Source organism: Xanthomonas arboricola pv. guizotiae (genome assembly GCF_002940205.1).
In the GTDB taxonomy this organism is placed as follows: domain Bacteria; phylum Pseudomonadota; class Gammaproteobacteria; order Xanthomonadales; family Xanthomonadaceae; genus Xanthomonas; species Xanthomonas arboricola_C.
Genome location: NZ_MDSK01000007.1, coordinates 1 through 19713, shown reverse-complemented (window position 1 = coordinate 19713; position 19713 = coordinate 1). Strand labels below are relative to the sequence as shown.

The window sequence follows — 19713 nt, the reverse complement described above, 5'->3', positions numbered from 1 at the left end:
CGAAAGAAGCGTGCATTGTGCGCATGCGCGGGCCAGGCTCCAAGTGCGGCGCGTGCGTGGCCGTGCAGGACGACGCCACGGCGGTAGGTGCGTCTACCGGACGCCGGTCACGTTGTTGGCCGCGGCGCGGGGCAAACCTGCTAGGCTGCGGCGGGTGCGCGACCTGCAAGTTCATTTCACCCACCGGCAGCAGCCGGATCATTCCCTCAAGCCCGGCGTCCACCGGATCGTCCGCCATGCCTCCGGCAGCGTGCGGGTGGTTGCCGATGCGCAGGGTGCGTTGCTGTTGGCGCAGTTCTGCCTGGACCAGCGCGGGCTGTGGCTGCAGGTCGCCAACGGGATCCGCGGCATCCACGTCAACGGGCGCCCGGTGCGGCGCATGGCGCTGTTGCGCCCCGGCGATGCGATCTACGCCGACGGCGTGGAGATGCTGCTGCGCAGTGCGCCATCGAGCGCGCCGGCCAACGACGTTGCAGACGACGATGCCGGCCTGAGCGAGGTCTGCCTGCTGTTGCGCGGGCTGGGTGGTCGTCATCACGGGCGCAGCTTCACCCTGGACCGCTCACGCCTGGTCGGCAGCGACCCGGCGGCGGACATCGTCATCGACGACCCGGCCTTCGCCGCGCAGCACGCGCGCCTGGAACGCCACGGCGACCGCGTGCTGATCCGCGATCTCGGTTCGGAAGAAGGCAGCTGGATCAACGGCGTGCAGGTGCGCCACGGCTGGCTGCAGGCCGGCGACCAGGTCGTGTTCGATGCCCGCCACCGCTTTGTCGTGGAGGTGCCGCGGATCCATCACGGCACCACCTGGGATATTCCCGAGTCGGAGCCGTTGCCGCCCCCACGCGCCCCCGGCGAACCGGTGCGTGCGCCGGTCAAGGTCGCGCGCTGGCCGTGGCTGCTGCTCAGCGCGGTGTTGCTGGCGGCGGCGCTGAGCGCCTTGTTGTGGTTCGGCGCGCGCTGAGTTTCTTCCAGATCCGCCAGCCCAGCAGCACCGCCAGGATGCCGGCATACAGCGCAGGTTCGCGGATGTCGGATTTCACCAGCCACCAGAAATGCAGGACCGCCAGCAAGCCGATCGGGTAGATCAGCATGTGCAGGCGGCCCCAGTTGCGCTTGAGCCGCCGCATCCAGCCCTGGGTGGAGGTGATCGCCAGCGGCACCAGCAGCAGCCATGCCGCAAAGCCGACCGTGATGTAGGGGCGCTTGAGGATCTCCTCGAAGATCTGCGTCCAGTAGCCGCGCAGATCCAGGCTCAGGTAGGCCGCCAGATGCACGCTGGCGTAGAAGAATGCGTACAGCCCGAGCATGCGCCGGAATCGGATCAGCGTCGCCTGGCCGGTGAGCTGGCGCAACGGCGTGATCGCCAGGGTGATCAACAGGAAGCGCAGCGCCCACAGCCCGGTGCGGTGCTCGATCTCGGCCACCGGATCGGCGCCCAGCGCATCGCTGCCGGTTTGCCATACCTGCCAGAACTGCCAGCCGAGCAAGGCGATCGGCGTCAGCGCGGCGACATGCACCAGGGTCTTGGCGGCGATCAGGGATGCGGAGGTCTTGGCCATGCGATCTCGAAGAAGGAAACGATGCCGCGCGGGCATCAACATGCATCGTAGGAGCGCACCCGGGCGCGACGGGCATTCCTGGTAACGCCCGTCGCGCCCGGGTGCGCTCCTACGCGGGGGGCATCACTGCCTTAGAACCACTTCTTCAGATCCATCCCCGCGTACAACGAGGCGACCTGATCCGCATAGCCGTTGAACGGCTTGGTCGCGATGCGCTCGGCGAACAGCTTGCTGGCGGTGCCGGCGATACGGCGCTCGGTCTTCTGGCTCCAGCGTGGATGATCCACCGCCGGATTGACGTTGGAAAAGAAGCCATATTCGGACGGCTGCAGATCGTGCCACGCGGTCTCGGGCATCTTCTCGACAAAGCGGATTTCCACGATCGACTTGATGCTCTTGAAGCCATACTTCCACGGCACCACCAGCCGCAGCGGCGCGCCGTTCTGCTGCGGCAGCGGCTTGCCGTACAGGCCGGTGGCCAGCAGGGTCAGCGGATGCATCGCTTCGTCGATGCGCAGGCCTTCGCGATACGGCCAGTTGATCGAGCGGTAGCGCACACCCGGCATCTGCTGCGGATCGGCCAGCGTGGTGAATGCCACGTACTTGGCCTTGGAGGTCGGTGCGAAGCGCTTGAGCACCTCGCCGAGCGGCACGCCCGTCCACGGGATCACCATCGACCAGCCTTCCACGCAGCGCAGCCGGTAGATGCGTTCCTCCGCGCTGATGCCCTTGAGCAACTCGTCCAGCGACAGGCTGCCGGGCTTTTCGCATTCGCCGCCGACCTTTACCGACCACGGCGACAGCTTCAGGGTCTTGGCGGCCTTGGACGGGTCGGTCTTGTCGGTGCCGAATTCGTAGAAGTTGTTGTAGCTGGTGACGTCTTCCAGCCGGGTCAGTTCCTCGGCGGTACGGAAGCCGCTGCGCGCCTGCGCCGGGGTCACCACGGTCTTGGGCGGAGGCGGCGGATCGGCCTCGGCGCAGCCGGCCACGCCCAGTGCCGGCGTCAGCGCAAACAGCTGCAGCAGCCGGCGTCGGTCGCGGTAGACGGCCTCATCGGTGATCTCGCTGGACGGCGTCTTCAAGACATCGCGAAGGGACATGGCTCGCTCCTGACAGTGGCTGCTGATGAGAATACCGGACCATGGTGATGACGCTGCCGATGGCCTACGCAAACCATACGTCGCCATGGGTGAGAAGGATGCACATGCAACTTTTCTGCAACGCTGCCAAGGCCGGTGCGCTGCGGCATACTAGAAGGCTAGCTCGACAAGGTGTGCCATGACACGCGCGTTCAATTTCAGTGCCGGCCCTGCGACATTGCCGGAATCGGTCCTGCGCCAGGCGCAGGAAGAGATGGTCGAGTGGAACGGCGTCGGCGCCTCGATCGTGGAAATCAGCCACCGCAGCGCCGATTTCATGGCCGTGGCGGCTGCGGCCGAAGCCGATCTGCGCACCCTGCTGTCGATTCCCGACGATTACGCGGTGCTGTTCACTGCCGGTGGCGCCACCACCATCCAGGCGCTGCTGCCGCTGAATTTTGCCGCACCCGGCCAGGCCGCCGACTACGTGATCACCGGCCACTGGGGCAACACCGCGATCAAGCAGGCGGCCACCTATGTGGATGCGCGCATTGCCGCCGACGGCCAGGCGGGCGGCTTCACCGACATTCCGCCAGTGGCCAGCTGGACCTTGTCGCCGCACTCGGCCTACGTGCACATCACCGCCAACGAAACCATCCACGGCGTCGAGTTCCGCGACACGCCGGACGTGGGTACCTTGCCGCTGTTTGCCGATTTCAGTTCGTCGATCGCCTCCGAGCCGCTGGATGTGTCGCGCTACGGGCTGATCTATGCCGGCGCCCAGAAGAATCTGGGACCGGTCGGCATCTCGGTGCTGATCGTGCGGCGCGAGTTGCTCGAACGCGCCGGCCAGCCGCGCGCGGACATCTTCAACTACGCCTCGCATGCCGCCCGCGATTCGATGCTCAACACGCCGCCGACCTGGAACTGGTATCTGCTCGGACTCACCGTGAAGTGGATGCTGGAACAGGGCGGGGTGGACGAGTTCGCCCGCCGCAACGCCGAAAAGGCCGCGCTGGTGTATGGCGCGATCGATGGTTCCGGCGGGTTCTATCGCAATCTGGTCACCCCGGCGGTGCGCTCGCGCATGAACATCCCGTTCTTCCTGGCCGACGAGCAGCTGGATGCGTTGCTCGTCAGCGAATCCAAGGCAGCCGGTCTGCTGGCGCTGAAGGGGCACAAGGCGGTCGGCGGCATTCGCGCCTCGCTCTACAACGCGATGCCGGTGGCGGGCGCGCAGGCGCTGGCGAGCTTCATGCACGACTTCCAGCAGCGTCACGGCTGAGTCTTTCATTCGACCGCGGCGTATGCCGCGCAGGCGCATGCGCCGCAATTTCAAGGAATGCCGAGCGATGGCTCCCAAGTCCAGCAAGCCCAGTGCCGCCACCGGCGGCAAGACCAAACCGGCAGGCAAGTCCACCGCCAGGTCCGCGGCCAACGCCTCAGACCAGCGCGCGATCAAGCCGGCCACCGCTGCGCCGGTGCTGGCCGACGTGCGTGCCAAGATCGACGAGATCGACCGCACCATCCAGGCGTTGATCGCCGAACGCGCCAACTTCGCCCATCAGGTCGGCAAGGCCAAGGGCAAGCTCGCCGCAGCGGTGGATTACTACCGGCCCGAGCGCGAGGCGCAGGTGCTGCGCATGGTGGTGGACCGCAACGAAGGCCCGCTCAGCGATGAAGTGCTGGTGCACGTGTACCGCGAAATCATGTCCGCGTGCCTGGCCCAGCAGGAGCCGTTGAAGATCGGCTATCTCGGCCCGGAAGGCACCTTCAGCCAGCAGGCGGTGCTCAAGCACTTCGGCCGTTCGGCAGTTGGCCTGCCGATGGCGACCATCGAGGAAGTGTTCCAGGAAGTGGAAGCCGGCAATGCCGATTTCGGCGTGGTGCCGGTGGAAAATTCCGGCCAGGGCACCATCCAGGTCACCCTGGACATGTTCCTGACCTCCAACCTGAAAATCTGCGGCGAAGTCGAACTGCGCGTGCACCAGTACCTGCTCTCGCGCAACGGCCGGCTGGAAGACATCGAGCGCATCTACGCGCATTCGCAGTCGTTTGCGCAGACCGCCGGTTGGCTGCGTTCGCACCTGCCCAAGGTCGAGAAGATCGCCGTCTCCAGCAATGCCGAAGGCGCACGCCGCGCCCGCAATGCCGAGGACGCCGCGGCGATCGGCGGCGAGAGCGCCGCGCATGTGTATGGCCTGAAGAAAGTCATCATGAAGTCGATCGAAGACGACGACGACAACACCACGCGTTTTCTGGTGATCGGCCGGCAGATCTTCCCCACCTCCGGGCATGACCGCACCTCGGTGCTGGTGTTCATCCACGACAAGCCGGGTGCGTTGTTCGACGTGCTCAGCCCGTTCGCGCGGCATGGCATCAGCATGAACCGCATCGAGTCGCGTCCCTCGCACCAGGCCAAGTGGGAGTACGGCTTCTTCATCGACCTGGCCGGCCACGTGGAAGACGAGGCGATGAAGCAGGCGCTGGCCGAACTGGAAGCGCACTCGGCGCAGATCAAGGTGCTGGGCTCGTACCCGGTCGCCATTCCCTGAGCGCCGGGCGTCACGCCAGCGCCGTCCTGACGGGCGCGCCGTCACCGGTCGAGGTGACGGCAGCGCCGCAACATTCTCTAACGCGCATCGCCGCACACGGCGATGCCGCAGCAATCGGATCACACGCATGAGCAGCAGCACGCACCACTGGATCGCCCGGCAGGGCAGCGCCTTGCAGGGCAGCCTGGCCATCCCCGGCGACAAGTCGGTCTCGCATCGCGCAGTGATGTTCGCCGCGCTGGCCGATGGCGTCTCGCAGATCGACGGCTTTCTCGAAGGCGAGGACACGCGCTCCACCGCGGCCATTTTCGCCCAGCTCGGTGTGCGCATCGACACGCCGTCGGCGTCGCAGCGCATCGTGCACGGCGTCGGCGTGGATGGCCTGCAGCCGCCGAGCCAGGCGCTGGACTGTGGCAACGCCGGCACCGGCATGCGTCTGCTCGCCGGCCTGCTGGCCGCGCAGCGTTTCGATAGCACGCTGGTCGGCGATGCGTCGCTGTCCAAGCGCCCGATGCGGCGCGTGACCGGCCCGCTGGCACAGATGGGCGCGCGCATCGACACCGAGGACGACGGTACCCCGCCGCTGCGTGTGCACGGCGGCCAGACCCTGCATGGCATCGACTTCGTCTCGCCGGTGGCCAGCGCGCAGGTCAAATCCGCGGTGTTGCTGGCAGGCCTGTATGCGCAGGGGGAGACGTCGGTCAGCGAGCCGCATCCCACCCGCGATTACACCGAGCGCATGCTGTCCGCGTTTGGTGTGGAGATCGACTTCTCGCCCGGCAAGGCGCGGTTGCGCGGTGGTCAGCGGCTGCGCGCGACCGATATCGCCGTGCCTGCCGATTTCTCGTCGGCGGCATTCTTCATCGTGGCGGCCAGCATCATTCCCGGTTCGGACGTGCTGCTGCGTGCGGTGGGCCTGAATCCACGTCGCACCGGGTTGCTCGCGGCACTGCGGCTGATGGGCGCGCATATCGCCGAAGAACGGCATGCCGAACATGGCGGCGAACCGGTGGCCGATCTGCGCGTGCGCTACGCGCCGTTGCGGGGCGCGCAGATTCCCGAAGCGCTGGTGCCGGACATGATCGACGAATTCCCGGCCCTGTTCGTGGCCGCCGCTGCGGCAACCGGGCAGACCGTGGTCACCGGCGCTGCCGAACTGCGGGTCAAGGAGTCCGACCGCCTTGCGGCCATGGCCACCGGGCTGCGCGCGCTGGGCGTGCAGGTGGACGAAACCCCGGATGGCGCCACCATTCACGGCGGCAGCATCGGTAGCGGCGTGATCGAAAGCCACGGCGACCACCGCATCGCGATGGCGTTTGCCATTGCCGGGCAGCTGTCCACCGGCAGCGTGCGGGTCAACGACGTGGCCAATGTCGCAACCTCGTTCCCGGATTTCGACACTCTGGCGCGGGGCGCCGGTTTCGGGCTTGAATTGGCCTGAGTAGCGACACGGCTTCGGTAGGAAAGGCGGGCAGTTCTCTTGTTGGTTGAGGGCTGCTCGCCGGATGAGGACCGCTCGATCGAAAGCGTCGTAACGCCGGTCGGTCGACGCTCGGATATCGCATGACAGCCAGCACGGCGCTAGCGCGTCCAACTCGGTTGATGATCCCGCTCAGCGCTCTGCGCTGAACTCCACCGGCACCTGCACGCTGCTGACGACGGCATGGCCATCGCGGGTGGCTGGCTCGAACCGCCACTGACGCAAGCTGTCCATCACCGCTGCATCCAGACGCGGGTCGTTGCTGCCGCTGCGATCGACGATGCTCACATTGCTCACCTGGCCTTGCACATCCAGTTGCAGGCGCGCGGTGCGGCTACCCTCGATCCCGGCCTGCGCGATGTCCGACGGATAGCTCGGCATCGCATTGCCCGGCAGCGGAATCGCCTCTTCGGCGCTGATCGGCGCGCGCGCGGGTTGGTGCGCGATCATGGTCATCGCACGCGGGCCCTCCGAGGTCGGCAGGATCTGGCGACTGGCCGCAGGCGCAGGGCGCGTGTCGGTCGCGAACGATTCGTCGCTATGGCGGCTCCACCACCAGGTCGGCACCACCACCAGCAGCGCCAGCAGGGTCGCCCACAGCCATGGCGAGGCGCCGTCGGCCGTGTCGTCGCCCACGCGGTCTTCCGCATGCACGGTGCGCTGCGGCAATTCCTGCGTGGGATGTGACGAGGGATTGGAGATGAAGGACATGGCCGGCCTCCTGGCGCATCTTTGGGATGACGTGGCCAGTCTGGTCGGCCTTGCCTGAGGCCCAGCTAAGGCAGAGCGCTCAGAAAGATTTAAACGGCGGTGGACATTCAGCTTGATCAAGCCGAGTCAGGGTCTGGTTCGACCCGCTTTGTCCGGTTAACACGCTGTGATGTTCGTCGATTGCGGCAGTCCGGCCGTCATCGGTCTGCGGTGTACGCGACGCAGCTATCGGCGGGCTTACTGCGCCGGCTTGAACTCGAACGGGATATCCAGACTGCCGGCAATCGGCTGGCCGTTGCGCTGGGCCGGATGGAAGCGCCAGTGACGCACCGCTTCCATCGCGGCGCGGTCCAGATCGCGCGAGCCGCTGCGTTGCACCAGCGTCACCCCGCCCGGGTTGCCCGCCGCATCCACGTCCACCCGCACCACCACGTCGCCGGCATCGCCGCGACGCAGGGCAGCCGAGGGATAGCGCGGCGGCGGCATCTGGCCCTGCATCGGCACCGGGCGATCTCCGCCTGCGGCCGCCGCGGCGTTTGCCGGTGCTGCGCCCGGTGCGCCGGGAACCGCGTCCTCCGGCAAGGGCGACGGCGCGGGTGGGGCTGGCGGCGCAGTTTCCACCAATGTCGGGGCTTCCTCCGGTGGCTTGGCCTGCGGCATGTCGCTGGCGCCGTCCTGGGCCGGCAGCGGCGCGGGCAGCGGCTGGATGTTGTCGTCGGCCTGCGCACCTGCAGCCGGTTGCGCCGGCGAGGCCTTGTAGAAGTCGTCCTTGCGGCCGGTGGCCCACACCAGCAGGAACAGCAGCAGGCCAGCAACGAAGGCGATACCGGCAATTTTCAGGGTGTGGCGGGGCAGTCGCAGGACGATCTGACGATCGGACGCAGGGCGGGGCGCGGGCATAGGACTCACCTGAAGGATCGGGCCAATTCTGGCATAGCGGCGGTGAATCGATCGCAGCAGGTGGCGGAACAGGCGATAATCTCGCGCTTCCCACCGACACACAGACTCCCGATGCTAGACCCGGCCCTGCTTCGCCAACACCCCGCCGACCTTGCCGAGCGCCTGCGCAGCACGCGCAGTTTCTCCCTGGACACCGCGGAACTGGAGTCGCTGGAAAGCGAGCGCAAGCGCCTCCAGGTGCGCACGCAGGAGCTGCAGAGCCAGCGCAATTCCAAGTCCAAGGCGATCGGGCAGGCCAAGGCCAGGGGCGAGGATGTCACTGCGCTGATGGCCGAAGTGGCCGGTTTCGGCGATGAGCTCAAGGCCTCCGAAGAAGCGCTGGAGGTGATTCGCGCCAAGCTGGAGGCCATTGCGCTGGGTCTGCCCAATCTGCCGGCCGACGATGTACCGCAGGGCAAGGACGAGAGCGAGAATGTCGAGCAGTCGCGCTGGGGCACGCCGCGCCAGTTCGACTTCCCGGTCAAGGACCATGTGGAACTCGGCGCGCCGCACGGCTGGCTGGACGGCGAGACCGCCGCCAAACTGTCGGGCGCGCGCTTCACCGTGCTGCGCGGGCCGGTCGCGCGGCTGCACCGCGCGCTGGCGCAATTCATGCTCGACCTGCATGTCGGCGAGCATGGCTACGAAGAAACCAACGTGCCGCTGCTGGTCAATGCCGAATCGATGCGCGGCACCGGGCAACTGCCCAAGTTCGAGGACGACCTGTTTCAGACCGAAGTGGGCGAGTCGCGCCGCTATCTGATCCCCACCTCGGAAGTACCGCTGACCAATATCGTGCGCGACGACATCGTCGATGCCGAGCGTCTGCCGCTGCGCATGACCGCACACTCGATGTGCTTCCGCGCCGAAGCCGGCAGCGGCGGCCGCGACACGCGCGGCATGATCCGCCAGCACCAGTTCGAAAAGGTCGAACTGGTCACCGCCTGCGCGCCGGAACACAGCGATGCCGAGCATCAGCGCATGACCCGCTGCGCCGAAGTGGTGCTGGAAAAACTCGGCCTGCCGTATCGCAAGGTGCTGCTGTGCACCGGCGACATGGGCTTTTCCGCGATCAAGACCTACGATCTTGAAGTGTGGCTGCCGTCGCAGGACACCTACCGCGAGATTTCGTCGTGCTCGAACTGCGGCGATTTCCAGGCGCGGCGCATGCAGGCGCGCTGGCGCAACCCGGCCAGCGGCAAGCCGGAGCTGCTGCACACGCTCAACGGCTCCGGCACCGCCGTGGGCCGCGCGATGATCGCGGTGATGGAGAACTACCAGAACGCCGACGGCTCGATCGATGTGCCCGAGGTGCTGCGTCCGTATATGGGCGGGCTCGAGCGGATCGGGTAAGAGCGGTCAAGGCACCGGCTGCGCAGCCGTCAGGCGGGCACGACCGATGCCTGGAGTGGGAGTGCATGCATCTTCATTTTCGATTCCGGGCGGGCAGGCAGCCTCGACTGGCGACTGCCTGCTCCGACTAGGCTCGTCAGCCTTCTTGAACGCTGTTGCTGGCGCGGCCGCTCAGCTGGCAAAGCCGCGATGGCGTAGCTGCTGAAAATAGTGATCAAGAACGGGGCCGTCACTGGCCCCGTTTTCATTTCCATTGTGGACGGCTTGTCGCATCGCCTGGACGAACAAGGCGGATCTGGCGAGCGCTACCTGCCGGCATCTGCGCTGGGTGCTGCGCGTAGCCGCGGCGAAAACGATGGAGCTCAGGGCGCAAGTGTTCGATGTTCTGGCTGCAAGGAACTACATTTCTGATGTACCAGGTCGTTGCTCTGTTGGGATAAAAGTGATTAAATACCGCTTATCGTTCTATCCATGGATGCCTGCGCCATGCACGACCTGAATGACCTGTACTACTTCGCGATGGTGGTGGACCACGGCGGCTTCGCCGCGGCCGAGCGTGCGCTCGGGATCCCCAAATCGCGCCTGAGCCGCCGTATCAGCCAGCTCGAAACCGACCTGGGCGTGCGCCTGCTGCAGCGCTCCACGCGCCGCTTTGCGGTCACCGACGTCGGCACCAGCGTGCATCGGCACGCGCAGACCATGCTGGCCGAAGCCCAGGCCGCGCGCGAGGTGGTGGATCGTCTCAGCGCCGAGCCGCGTGGTCTTGTACGCGTGAGCGTTCCGGTCTCGCTGGCGCAGATCCAGTTGCCCAAGCTGCTGCCGGAATTCCTGGCCAAGTATCCCAAGGTGCGGCTGCAGCTCAACATCAGCAATCGCCGCGTCGACGTCATCAACGAGGGCTACGACATCGCACTGCGCGTGCGCTCGCGCCTGGACGACGACGGCAGCCTGGTGATGCGCAGCTTCGGCCAGGTGCAGGAATTGCTGGTGGCCAGCCCCAAATACCTGGACCGCGCCGGGCGCCCCAAGGACCCCAGCGAGCTGGCCAACCACACCACCATGAGCACCAGCGAGGACGAAGCGCACCAGCGCTGGGAACTGCACGGCCCCAACGGCGAGATGCGCCGCGTGGACCTGCAGCCGCGTCTGGCCGGTTTCGATTTCCCGCTGCTGCAGTCGATGGCGCGCGATGGCTTCGGCATCACCATGCTGCCGGAAACCGTGTGCGCCCAGGCAGTGCGCAGCGGCGAGCTGGAAGTGGTGCTGCCGCACTGGTCGCTGCCGCAAGGCATCTGCCACGCGGTATTCGCCTCGCGCCGCGGCCTGCTGCCGGCGGTGCGGGTGTTCATCGACTTCCTGGCCGAGCACCTGCCGCAGGAAATCGAGCGCTCGCGCCTGGATTGCGGCGGCAACTGCGCCGAGCTGGCCGAAAAACTCAAGCGTGCGGCCGCGACCGCGCCGCGCCTGGCTGTGGCGGAAGCCGGCTGAGCGCCGTGCCTGTTCGTCGACCTGCTGGTTGTCCTGGTTGTCGACGTCGGCACATCAGCGCTGCGTTGCCTGGCAGCGCTACGTAATCGGGAACGCTGCACAATCTGGCAAGCGGAACCGCTTTGCAAAGCATTGCAGCTCGGCAAGACGCGGCGTTTAGCAAAGCGCGTCCGGGCATGCGAGAATGCCGTCCGGGAGCAATCCCGGGCCGATGGCGCCGTGCAACGCAGCGTCCATCGACACACGTCACCCGCATCGCGCGTGGCGCAAGCGTGATCACCCGACACCTTCGGCGATCACGCGAAGCAGCATCGGAGAGATGGCCGAGCGGTTTAAGGCACCGGTCTTGAAAACCGGCGAAGGGTCAAACCTTCCGTGGGTTCGAATCCCACTCTCTCCGCCAGTCACTTCTAAGTCATTGATTTTTAATATAAAAATCTGACTTGGTTGGATTGGAAGGCAGGAAGCATGCGGAGGAAACACTCGCATGCGCATCCCTCATCATTTGAGCCGGTCGTCCACCGGCCGCTGGTCATTCGTCCAACGTGTTCCCGTTGATTTGCAAACCGTGATGGGCTGCCGGCTTATCAAACGCACCCTGCAAACGAAGGACTTGGCGCAGGCGCATGTGCGTGCGGTGGTGCTTGGAGCGGGCTATGCTCGGCTCTTCGCACAGCTGACGGATCAACGTGTGTCCAAGATCAGCAAATCGGACGCTGACCTGCTTATTACTCGACTGACGAGCGCCGAGAACCTCCAGGAGCTGACGCTCAACCGCACCCGCCAACCGGATGGGACGGTGACCGAGCAATGGCAGATCGACAGCCCAAAAGACCTGAAGTTGTATCGGCAGTTGATGGAGCTGGAAGCCAGGGGTGCGGCGACCGCCCAACCGCGTCTCCCAGTGGCCGCTTACGCCACATTCGGAGCGTCGCATCCGGTGACCCCGGTTCGCCATGGCTCCGCGCCGGCCATCGAAACGATGACGCTGGGCAAGGCCCGGGACGCATTTCTGGCGACTCTCAAGGGCTCAACGTTGCCCAAGACCTACACGATCAAAAAAACAGCCATCGAGGCGCTGTTGGCATTCCTGGGCCCGAAGGCCAAGGTCCATGCCATCACCCGATCAGATTTGGCGCGTTGGTATCAAGACATGCGCGAGAAGGGCGCTTCGACCCCGACCCTCACGAACAAGCAGTCGTATATCGGTGGACGGGGAGGCTTTTTTGAGTGGGCCATGGCCTCGGGCCACTACCCGAAGGGCGACAATCCTGCCTCCGGCCATGTCACTTATTCCCAGCGCGAAAAGCGGGCCCGAAAGAAGCTCGGGTTCAAAGCCTACGACAGGACACAGATCCAGGCATTGTTTGCGCCCGAAGCCTTGGCCAAGCTGTCAGAGTCCGCTCGCTGGGCGTCGCTGCTTGGACTTTACACGGGGGCGAGGGCATCTGAGGTCGGCCAGCTTCTGGTCAAGGATGTGTTTGAAGAGGACGGCATCCCGTGCATCCGCATCTCAGACGAAGGCGAGCACCAGAAAGTAAAGACCGAGGTCAGCCTTCGGACGGTGCCGCTCCACCCTGAGCTCCTCAAAATGGGCTTCCTGGATTGGATCGATGGCAAGCGCGTGGCCGGTGAGAGTAGGCTTTTTCCAGCTGCCAAAGCCACCGCGGTGAACGGGCAAGGCAATTGGATCACGAAGGCTTTCAGTCGGCATCTTGCCGAGGTGGGTAAGGACTGGGAGCCCGCCAAGCGCGGGTTCCATTCGCTCAGGAAGACTTTTATTCAGGGGTTGCAGGGCGCTGGCGTGGTGTCCGAGTTGAGGGCGCAAATCGTCGGTCACGAGCTCGATGACGAGCATCACTCCACCTATAGCAGGGAGTTCACGGTGCTCGAGAAACTCAGCGGGCTCGGGACGTATTCGCCAGGTTTAGCCTCCCTTGTTTGGGGCTTGCAGTGACATCGGCTGCCTGCACAATGGCGAGGCATTGGCGACGCTTGAGAGTGTCCCAAGCCTCCTTGGTCGGTGCAGGCACTTGACCGCGAACCCATTGGCAGGCATCCGGTCTATCGCTACGCCAGACTCGGAAGACACAGGCTCGCCTCTCACCGACGCCGAGTTGAAGGTGATTTTCGATCCGGTCGAGTTCCCAAAATGGGCGTCGAAATACCCCCGTCGGTGGTTTGGGCCGATCCTCGGGCTCTACTCGGGAGCACCCGTCAATGAGGTTGCTCAGCTCAGGTTGGAGGACATCGAGACCAACGATGGCATCCCAAGGTTCTGCGTGCGGAAAACTGACAAGAAGCAGAGCATCAAAAACAAGCAAATCCGACGGTTCATTCCGCTGGCCCAGCCGGTGATCGATTGCGGCTTCCTGACCTACGTGGAAGAGGCCCGACAGGCTGGAGTGGAGCGGCTATTCCCGGACCTGCCCAACTCGACAGGGCTGGGTTACGGACGGCAGCTGAGCCGCCACTTCTCCGTCTACATCAAGCGGCAAGGGGGTCGGAGAAGGGGCAAGGTTTCCACGGGTTACGCCATACCATCGCTTCAAAGCTCGACGAGGCGGGGGTGTCTGCTTCAGCGATTGGGGCCCTCACGGAGCATGGAACCGGGCAGACGGTGTTAGAGAAGTTCTACATTGACCGTAGGAGCTTGCCGGACAGGGTGGCAACGCTTGCGAATTAAATCTGCTTGTCTCGCTTCCCGTCTACAGCCAATGGCAATTTGAAAACAATCTAAGGGACTCTCTAACTTAGCGCCAACGAATGGGATGCATCTCTAGTGGCTCTATGCTGGCGACGTAATAATCGTTAACTAATCTTTGAGGGGCTTTTGATGGGAACATTGCAAGTATGCTGTTATCCGACAACAATTGCTCTTAACTTGGCCGATCACACCTATGTTTCTTGTGGGAGCGGTGCCTTTGCATGGGGATGTTGGGGAGGCAAGCAGGGCGGGACAGTAGTAGACGTTGGGAGCGGGAGCACACTGCGTGCAGAAAAAATTGCAGAGCCAGATGAAAGAGCGGGTATCACCCATTATCTTGTTAATGGGGTTTGCCATCAGGCTGCAAACAGGATTCTTAAGCCGGCTGACATCGTTGCGGAAAATGCTAGAGGCTATCTACTATCTGTAGCGCTATTCCATATTTATGGTCGTGAATCTGCTGGCTTGGGCCTTTTTAAAGCTCCATTCTTTGAGCACGCTGACGTTTCAGGGGACATAGGTCAATGTCTGTCCTCACCTTATGCTTACAGTATCGGTAACACACCCGTTGGGTCTGCGGCGGGCAGGCACAGTCGAGCATTCATGCGCGAAAGTCTTGTGCTACATGAATTGGAGAAGAAATGGCTTGAGAGCATCCAAGGTGAAATTAGTCTTGATGAATTTACATCTCCTGACGTTCTCGAAAAAAATTTGAGGAAGCTTTGGGATGAACGGGCACAACAGGCGCTGGCCTTTGAGTTAAAGCATTTCGGCTTGCTATTGCGCTATAGAAGCCGCGTGCGGGAAGAAGGGGAATTTGACAGGTCGATTTATATGGAAATGATAAGCATTCGTAGAAAATTTGAGCTGAATAGGCTTCGTCTTGAGTTGTCATTAGCAGTGGACCCCGTTAACAGATGGGTAGCGTTTGTGAAGGCATTTGACGATTTGGTCATTGATTTTCAGGTGGAGCTCCAGCATCTCCTAAGCGATAGGGACTACACGTCCTTGCTTGACATTTCCCCAAACGAACGCATTGTTCTCTCAGACCCAGAGATTGTAAAGAATGCGTACTCCCCCGGATCATCCCCCAATCGCCCCCGGCCGCCCGGACTCTAGCTATGGACGCCGGCTTAGTCGCGCTGAATACATCGCTGCGGCGGTCCGAATCCGGAGCGAATATCCGCCGATTATCAAGAGGGCTCAGCAGCGTGAAATCATGCGTCGCGAGTTGGACTTAGCAATTGACTATCGGCTCGGAGTTGATTTTCCGAGTGGACGGCGAGAAGCTCTCTGGAGGAGCCACCGCCGTCTCGATAGTTTGATTTTGGCCAGGCTTGCATTTGGTTTTATAATGAATCCAAGGGACCCAGCCAGCTATTTGCTCAGAACGCAGGCCAAGGCATACTCCGGAGTCCTTAGTGTGACCGAAGCATCGCTCATGCTTGGAATTGAAGAGCATAATTTTCGAAAAGTTTTGAACGGGTAGATTTTCGTATAACTGTCGGCACTTGCGAATCAAGTATGTAGCGATTCAAAGGTGACATTGCTCTTGGATGCTTAGCATCCAGGCAGACATTACGCCGGTTTTACCCTCATGGAGAAGAAGCCGATAAAGCGAGCGCGCGCGTCCTTGCGCTTTTGAGGCATTTAGCTAAAAAGTTTTATTGTGTGAGCTGCACCCAAAGCACCAGCAGCACCATGGGCAGCCCGCTGAGCACCGAGGTGACCCAGAACGCTCCCATCACGGTCAGCGGCGTCATGATCCACCACTGCCACCAGCTGAAGCCGCGATCACGTTGACGTGCCATATGAGCCTCGAAAGCGTAAAGGCGCTGCGCCTTCCGCAGGCCTCGGCGAGCCATCAGGGGCCCAACAATGAAGCCAAACGGGCCCAAGAAGAGCAGACTCAGCGAGAACCACCAGAAGAAGCGGTTGTGCGGAGTCATGACCTTCCTGGGAACAGCACGCAGCGCGGCGTCCCCGCCAGCCCCCAGGGCGTCGACGGACGTTCCTGCCACCGAATCGGTCTTCATGCTCATTTGGCGTAGGCCCTCCAGTTACCGTCGGCCTTCGCATAGCGAAGATTTTTGCTGACGGGGACGGGAACCTGCCGACCAGCGATTTCCAAAACCACGTGCCCGCGGGTGTCACACCGGTATCCCTCGGCGCCTTCCGCTTCCACGCAGCCCGAAAGCTCGAAGTTTTGGATGTCGGTGACCTGGCCGGCGCCGCTCTGCTGGAGCAGGGTAACCAGTGCCTGCCTGGCGTTGCTGTTCGACGGCTTGCCGCTGCAGGCGGTCAGGCCCAGGGCTACGATCGATGCGACCAGGCCGATCCATGCGTTTTTCATGTGGTTCCTTTGCTGAGGGATGGTGATGAGGGAAGCGGTCGGGGGCAGTGCTTACTACTTGTCGCGATTCCCGTCGGGCTTGAACCCCGCGATCCACAGTCGCGAATCCTTGAAGGGCGTCAGCATCCCCGAGGGGCCCGGCTGCAGATCGGCGGTCTGGAGAAAGCCCGAGACCCAAGCAATGCGCAGCGACACGTCCACGGCCCGGTCAGCAACGCCAGGACGGCTCACGCTGACCACGAAGGGCTGAGCCGGCGGGTTGGGACCCGTGGAGCGCTGAGCGCCTGTGTTGGGCTTGCTGGGCATCACTCGGATCCCGCTCAACGTGTCCCGGCCCTTCCAGAGCGCAGCGCTGTTGAGCTCAGCGGTGTCGCCCAGGTCGTCGGTCTCCACCACCGCGGCATCGAAGCAAGTCCGGAAGGTTTCGGTCGTCGACGCTGTCGGACTGGTCCAGATGCGGGCCTCTGCCGTCCAGCAGGGCAGGGATGCACCCCACTCGGTAAAGGTCAACGCGACTCGGGGCCAATCCAGCTTCCCCAGCTGGGCCTGCTGGTGGTTATCGCCCTTGAAGAGGTTGGGCAATTTTCCGGCGCCACTGATGGGCGCGTAGATCGAGCCAGTTCCCTGGCTGCCGGCTTTGCTGCCCGAGTTTGGCTTGATGCCGACCATCTGCTTGCCGGTGTCGGCCAACCCCTTTCCGAGTTGACGGAAGAAGCCGGACTTCTGCTCCGGCGCCTCTTGGGCTTGAACACTGAGTGGAGAGACGAGCGTCAACGCCACGAGCGCAGCGAACGCTCCTTGTCCTGCATGCTTCATCGAAAACCCCTGCAATACCGCCCGTTTGGCGGGTGTTTGCAAATATGGCAAATGCAGCGCAGGATTGGAAGCGGCAGACTTGGGGGTCAATTCATCCTTCGTTGGTCTTCATGCCTGCTCCGCTGCCTCCCGCATCCACCTTTGGCCGTCGTCTTCGAGAGGCCAGGCTTGCGCGAGGCATGAACCAAGCCGCCTTAGGGGCTGTTCTCGGGCTGGAGGAACAGAACTCGGCAGCTCCCAGGATTTCGCGCTACGAGCGAGGGGACCGCATGCCTGACAACGAAAGCATGGCAAAGCTGGCGGAGGCGTTGGAGCTGCCCGTGGCCTATTTCCACGCTGTCAGCGACACGATGGCTGAGGCCATTTTGGTAATGGCGCAACTCCCTCCCGAGAAGCAGGGAGAACTAGTCAAGCTCATGAAAGATTTCAGCAGCTCTGAAAAAAGCTAAGTGGCTGAGATTACTCAGCGCGGACTTTCATCTCGGCCAACTGCTGTTGGCCGGTTCATTGAGTCAGTAGTAACGGCTCTGACAGATTTAGCAGCTAGCTACTTCAGATTCCCAGCTATTGAATAGCCGTGATCACCTCTTCATCGCAGAACCAGTCGTTGTCCAGCATGAACTTCCTAACGCGCATAACGTCTTCCGTATAGGCAACGAGCGCCAGGCTTTCCGTCGCGCGGCTAGCTGTTACGTAAAAAAGCCGCCTGGTTGCTTCTAGAGTTTTCCCTTCTGTCTTTCCCCCGAAGAGATCTTCATATTTGAACATGAAGCCCCGCGCGTCATGGTCATCCATGATCACCATGACGCGTTCAAACTCCAATCCTTTCACCCCTTGGTGTGTGTCAAAGCGCGCTTTTCGAGAAAGATACTCAGCCAGAGGACCCACTTGCGAAAATGGAGTGGCTAGTAACTCTCCAATGCGTTTCTGACGCTCACTGTCGATGCTTTCCTCTTCTTGGCCCGGAGGCTTTTGGACGGGAAGAACGCCATCAGAAGGTGACACCCAAGCCAAAAGACGCTCAGGAATTTCGAGCAAGTGGCGATCGGAAACACACACGAGAACTTGTTGAAGCGAAGGGTCTTGACCATCCGCCCAAAGACCAAGCAGCTCGTCCACTGCCGACTGCGCATTTCTAAGGTTCGACTGACCAGGAGAGCCTTTAAGCTTCTCCGCCGTCAACAGAGGTGAAAACGACTTCAGTAGCCGCATCACGGCAAATCTATCTTTGCGCTGGTGCGCATTGACCAGTGGCAGAACTTGGTCCGTAAAAAACGTGGCCAAAGGCTGGGTGCCATTTAGCAGGCTCGTTGAGTCAATTTCATACAGCGCGACGAACACTTCCAAGCATCCGAGCCTAGCGGCTGCCATCCTGTGCTCAAGAGTCAGCGTTTTTACCGCGTCGGGTCGCCGCCAGTTCGCATCTTCTGTCAAATTAGCCATCAAGTCCGCAATTCGTTCCTCTACCCCTGGCTTGTCTTGGACGGCGGAAGGAACTACGAAGAGTCTAACAACGCCTTCGCTAGCATCAGTTCTGGCTCGCTGCTGATGAGTGTCAACAGAACCTCGAACTTTGTTCAACAGACTTACGACGCGCTTCGGGCAGCGATGGTTCATGTGCTTGCCCGGCGTGGCCCAAGTGGGGGGCAGGTCGGTTCCCAAGCCCTCTTTCCCATCAGCATAAATCTGCTGCATCGTGTCACCAATTAAGCCCAGCGAGAATGAACCTGTCTGCTGCGCTTCCACTTCAAACAGTGCGTCAACCAGATGCTTATTCGTGTCTTGGCTCTCATCGACAAGAAGAATTGGGTAGCGCCCAGCAAAAATGCTTTGCATCCGCGGCTTGGACTGCAAGAAGTGAGCAGCAATGCGGATTACTTCGGCATGGTTCAGTGCATCGCGTGTCCGATTGGTTCCAGTCGGGCTGTAGATAAAGCGCTTTATCCCGGGGAGGGATTCTAGCCTTTTGGTGTTTGCTGCGATTCTTAACTTGCGATCATCTGAGGCCTTTCCAGCGCGGCCCTTGGCTTCTTTTTCACGTAGGTCAACAAGGTCATCAGCGATTTTTTCTCTTAGCCAATGTCGTATGTCTTGGTTAAGACCTTCGATCAATGACCAAGCAAAGCTATGGATTGTGCGCACGTCGAAAAGGGAATCGAATTGAATCCTTCGCTTGATCTCATCGGATGCTGCATTGGTGAAGGTGATAACCCCAACTCGCTTGCCTTGGCGGCGCAGCTGCTCACCCCAGTTGACTTGGACGTGCTCCAACGCAGCCACGAGCGAACGAGTTTTCCCGGACCCAGCACCAGCGAAAAGGAAGAAGCTTTTTGGGTTGGTTGGATCGAGACATTGGGCAATCAGGATGTCAGCCGGCTGATCAATATCGTTGTCAGAGTGTTGAGCTTGCGTCACTGCTTCACCTCACTTGTTGCCGGTGCCGCATCGTCGGGAGAGGTTGTTGTAAGTGGAAATTTGCCAGCCACATCATTTTCTTTACGCTTGAGCTGAGCAATGAGCCATAGAAGGCCCTTGTCGATATAGTCTGGGAGAGCCACTTCGTCCAGATCGCTGCTCTCTAAGAGCGGCTAACAAAACCCAGGAAGAAGGCGTAAGCAGATGATGGAGGATGCGAGCGAAAGCAACGCCAAGTGGAGATCGATGCGACGT

At 62.3% G+C, this 19713-nt stretch carries 17 protein-coding genes, 1 tRNA gene and 1 pseudogene; 11 read left to right on the top strand and 8 right to left on the bottom strand.

Annotated features, from left to right (window positions below; genetic code table 11):
• Positions 1–154: 154 nt before the first annotated feature.
• Positions 155–964, top strand: coding sequence for an FHA domain-containing protein (locus XarbCFBP7408_RS05855; RefSeq protein ID WP_104562147.1), 810 nt, complete (start codon positions 155–157; stop codon positions 962–964).
• On the opposite strand, the gene msrQ is transcribed toward XarbCFBP7408_RS05855, so the two are convergent.
• Both msrQ and msrP read right to left on the bottom strand, forming a co-directional pair.
• Positions 906–1562, bottom strand: coding sequence for a protein-methionine-sulfoxide reductase heme-binding subunit MsrQ (gene msrQ, locus XarbCFBP7408_RS05850; RefSeq protein WP_104562146.1), 657 nt, complete (start codon positions 1560–1562; stop codon positions 906–908). The genes XarbCFBP7408_RS05855 and msrQ overlap by 59 nt on opposite strands.
• 131 nt (positions 1563–1693) lie before the next feature.
• Entirely contained in the window at positions 1694–2662 is a 969-nt protein-coding gene (gene msrP / locus XarbCFBP7408_RS05845) for a protein-methionine-sulfoxide reductase catalytic subunit MsrP (protein WP_104562145.1), read from the bottom strand.
• 178 nt (positions 2663–2840) lie between these two features.
• On the opposite strand from msrP, the gene serC reads away from it, so the two are divergent.
• The 3 genes from serC to aroA all read left to right on the top strand — a co-directional run bounded on the left by serC (position 2841) and on the right by aroA (position 6637).
• Positions 2841–3926: a 3-phosphoserine/phosphohydroxythreonine transaminase gene (gene serC / locus XarbCFBP7408_RS05840; RefSeq protein WP_104562144.1), complete on the top strand. Its 1086-nt coding sequence runs from the start codon at positions 2841–2843 to the stop codon at positions 3924–3926.
• Between the two features lie 67 nt (positions 3927–3993).
• Positions 3994–5196 (top strand): prephenate dehydratase, encoded by a 1203-nt coding sequence (gene pheA, locus XarbCFBP7408_RS05835; RefSeq protein WP_104562259.1) that lies wholly within the window; start codon positions 3994–3996, stop codon positions 5194–5196.
• A gap of 127 nt (positions 5197–5323) precedes the next feature.
• A complete protein-coding gene (aroA, locus tag XarbCFBP7408_RS05830; protein WP_104562143.1) occupies positions 5324–6637 on the top strand; it encodes a 3-phosphoshikimate 1-carboxyvinyltransferase in 1314 nt (437 codons plus the stop codon).
• A gap of 171 nt (positions 6638–6808) precedes the next feature.
• On the opposite strand, the gene XarbCFBP7408_RS05825 is transcribed toward aroA, so the two are convergent.
• Positions 6809–7276, bottom strand: a complete 468-nt coding sequence (locus XarbCFBP7408_RS05825) for an energy transducer TonB (protein ID WP_104562258.1) — start codon at positions 7274–7276, stop codon at positions 6809–6811.
• Between the two features lie 348 nt (positions 7277–7624).
• On the bottom strand, positions 7625–8287 hold the full coding sequence (locus tag XarbCFBP7408_RS05820; RefSeq protein WP_181106300.1) for an energy transducer TonB: 663 nt from the start codon (positions 8285–8287) through the stop codon (positions 7625–7627).
• Between the two features lie 111 nt (positions 8288–8398).
• Here XarbCFBP7408_RS05820 and serS point away from each other — a divergent pair, with 111 nt between their 5' ends.
• From serS to XarbCFBP7408_RS22315, 6 genes and pseudogenes are all read left to right on the top strand, one after another.
• The gene (gene serS / locus XarbCFBP7408_RS05815) at positions 8399–9679 is read left to right on the top strand and encodes a serine--tRNA ligase (RefSeq protein ID WP_104562141.1); all 1281 of its coding nucleotides are present in this window, start codon (positions 8399–8401) and stop codon (positions 9677–9679) included.
• A 471-nt stretch (positions 9680–10150) separates the two neighbouring features.
• Positions 10151–11167, top strand: coding sequence for a LysR family transcriptional regulator (locus XarbCFBP7408_RS05810; protein ID WP_016903391.1), 1017 nt, complete (start codon positions 10151–10153; stop codon positions 11165–11167).
• A gap of 313 nt (positions 11168–11480) precedes the next feature.
• Positions 11481–11570, top strand: a tRNA-Ser gene (locus XarbCFBP7408_RS05805).
• Between the two features lie 84 nt (positions 11571–11654).
• The gene (locus XarbCFBP7408_RS05800; RefSeq protein WP_181106298.1) at positions 11655–13124 is read left to right on the top strand and encodes a site-specific integrase; all 1470 of its coding nucleotides are present in this window, start codon (positions 11655–11657) and stop codon (positions 13122–13124) included.
• Between the two features lie 5 nt (positions 13125–13129).
• Positions 13130–13924: pseudogene (locus tag XarbCFBP7408_RS05795) on the top strand (site-specific integrase); the annotation flags it as partial.
• A 79-nt stretch (positions 13925–14003) separates the two neighbouring features.
• Positions 14004–14993 carry a hypothetical protein gene (locus XarbCFBP7408_RS22315; RefSeq protein ID WP_219820259.1) on the top strand — a complete coding sequence of 330 codons (990 nt, stop codon included), beginning with the start codon at positions 14004–14006 and terminating at the stop codon, positions 14991–14993.
• 545 nt (positions 14994–15538) lie between these two features.
• On the opposite strand, the gene XarbCFBP7408_RS05785 is transcribed toward XarbCFBP7408_RS22315, so the two are convergent.
• Genes XarbCFBP7408_RS05785 through XarbCFBP7408_RS05775 form a run of 3 tightly spaced genes read right to left on the bottom strand, consistent with a single transcriptional unit; the run spans position 15539 to position 17043 of the window.
• Positions 15539–15916: a hypothetical protein gene (locus XarbCFBP7408_RS05785; RefSeq protein ID WP_181107117.1), complete on the bottom strand. Its 378-nt coding sequence runs from the start codon at positions 15914–15916 to the stop codon at positions 15539–15541.
• Positions 15913–16227, bottom strand: coding sequence for a hypothetical protein (locus tag XarbCFBP7408_RS05780; protein WP_104562138.1), 315 nt, complete (start codon positions 16225–16227; stop codon positions 15913–15915). Before XarbCFBP7408_RS05780 ends, XarbCFBP7408_RS05785 begins: the two co-directional genes overlap by 4 nt.
• 54 nt (positions 16228–16281) lie before the next feature.
• Positions 16282–17043: a hypothetical protein gene (locus tag XarbCFBP7408_RS05775; RefSeq protein WP_104562256.1), complete on the bottom strand. Its 762-nt coding sequence runs from the start codon at positions 17041–17043 to the stop codon at positions 16282–16284.
• A gap of 44 nt (positions 17044–17087) precedes the next feature.
• Here XarbCFBP7408_RS05775 and XarbCFBP7408_RS05770 point away from each other — a divergent pair, with 44 nt between their 5' ends.
• Positions 17088–17492, top strand: coding sequence for a helix-turn-helix domain-containing protein (locus tag XarbCFBP7408_RS05770; protein WP_324292676.1), 405 nt, complete (start codon positions 17088–17090; stop codon positions 17490–17492).
• A 115-nt stretch (positions 17493–17607) separates the two neighbouring features.
• On the opposite strand, the gene XarbCFBP7408_RS05765 is transcribed toward XarbCFBP7408_RS05770, so the two are convergent.
• The gene (locus XarbCFBP7408_RS05765) at positions 17608–19458 is read right to left on the bottom strand and encodes a UvrD-helicase domain-containing protein (protein ID WP_104562137.1); all 1851 of its coding nucleotides are present in this window, start codon (positions 19456–19458) and stop codon (positions 17608–17610) included.
• Between the last annotated feature and the right edge of the window lie 255 nt (positions 19459–19713).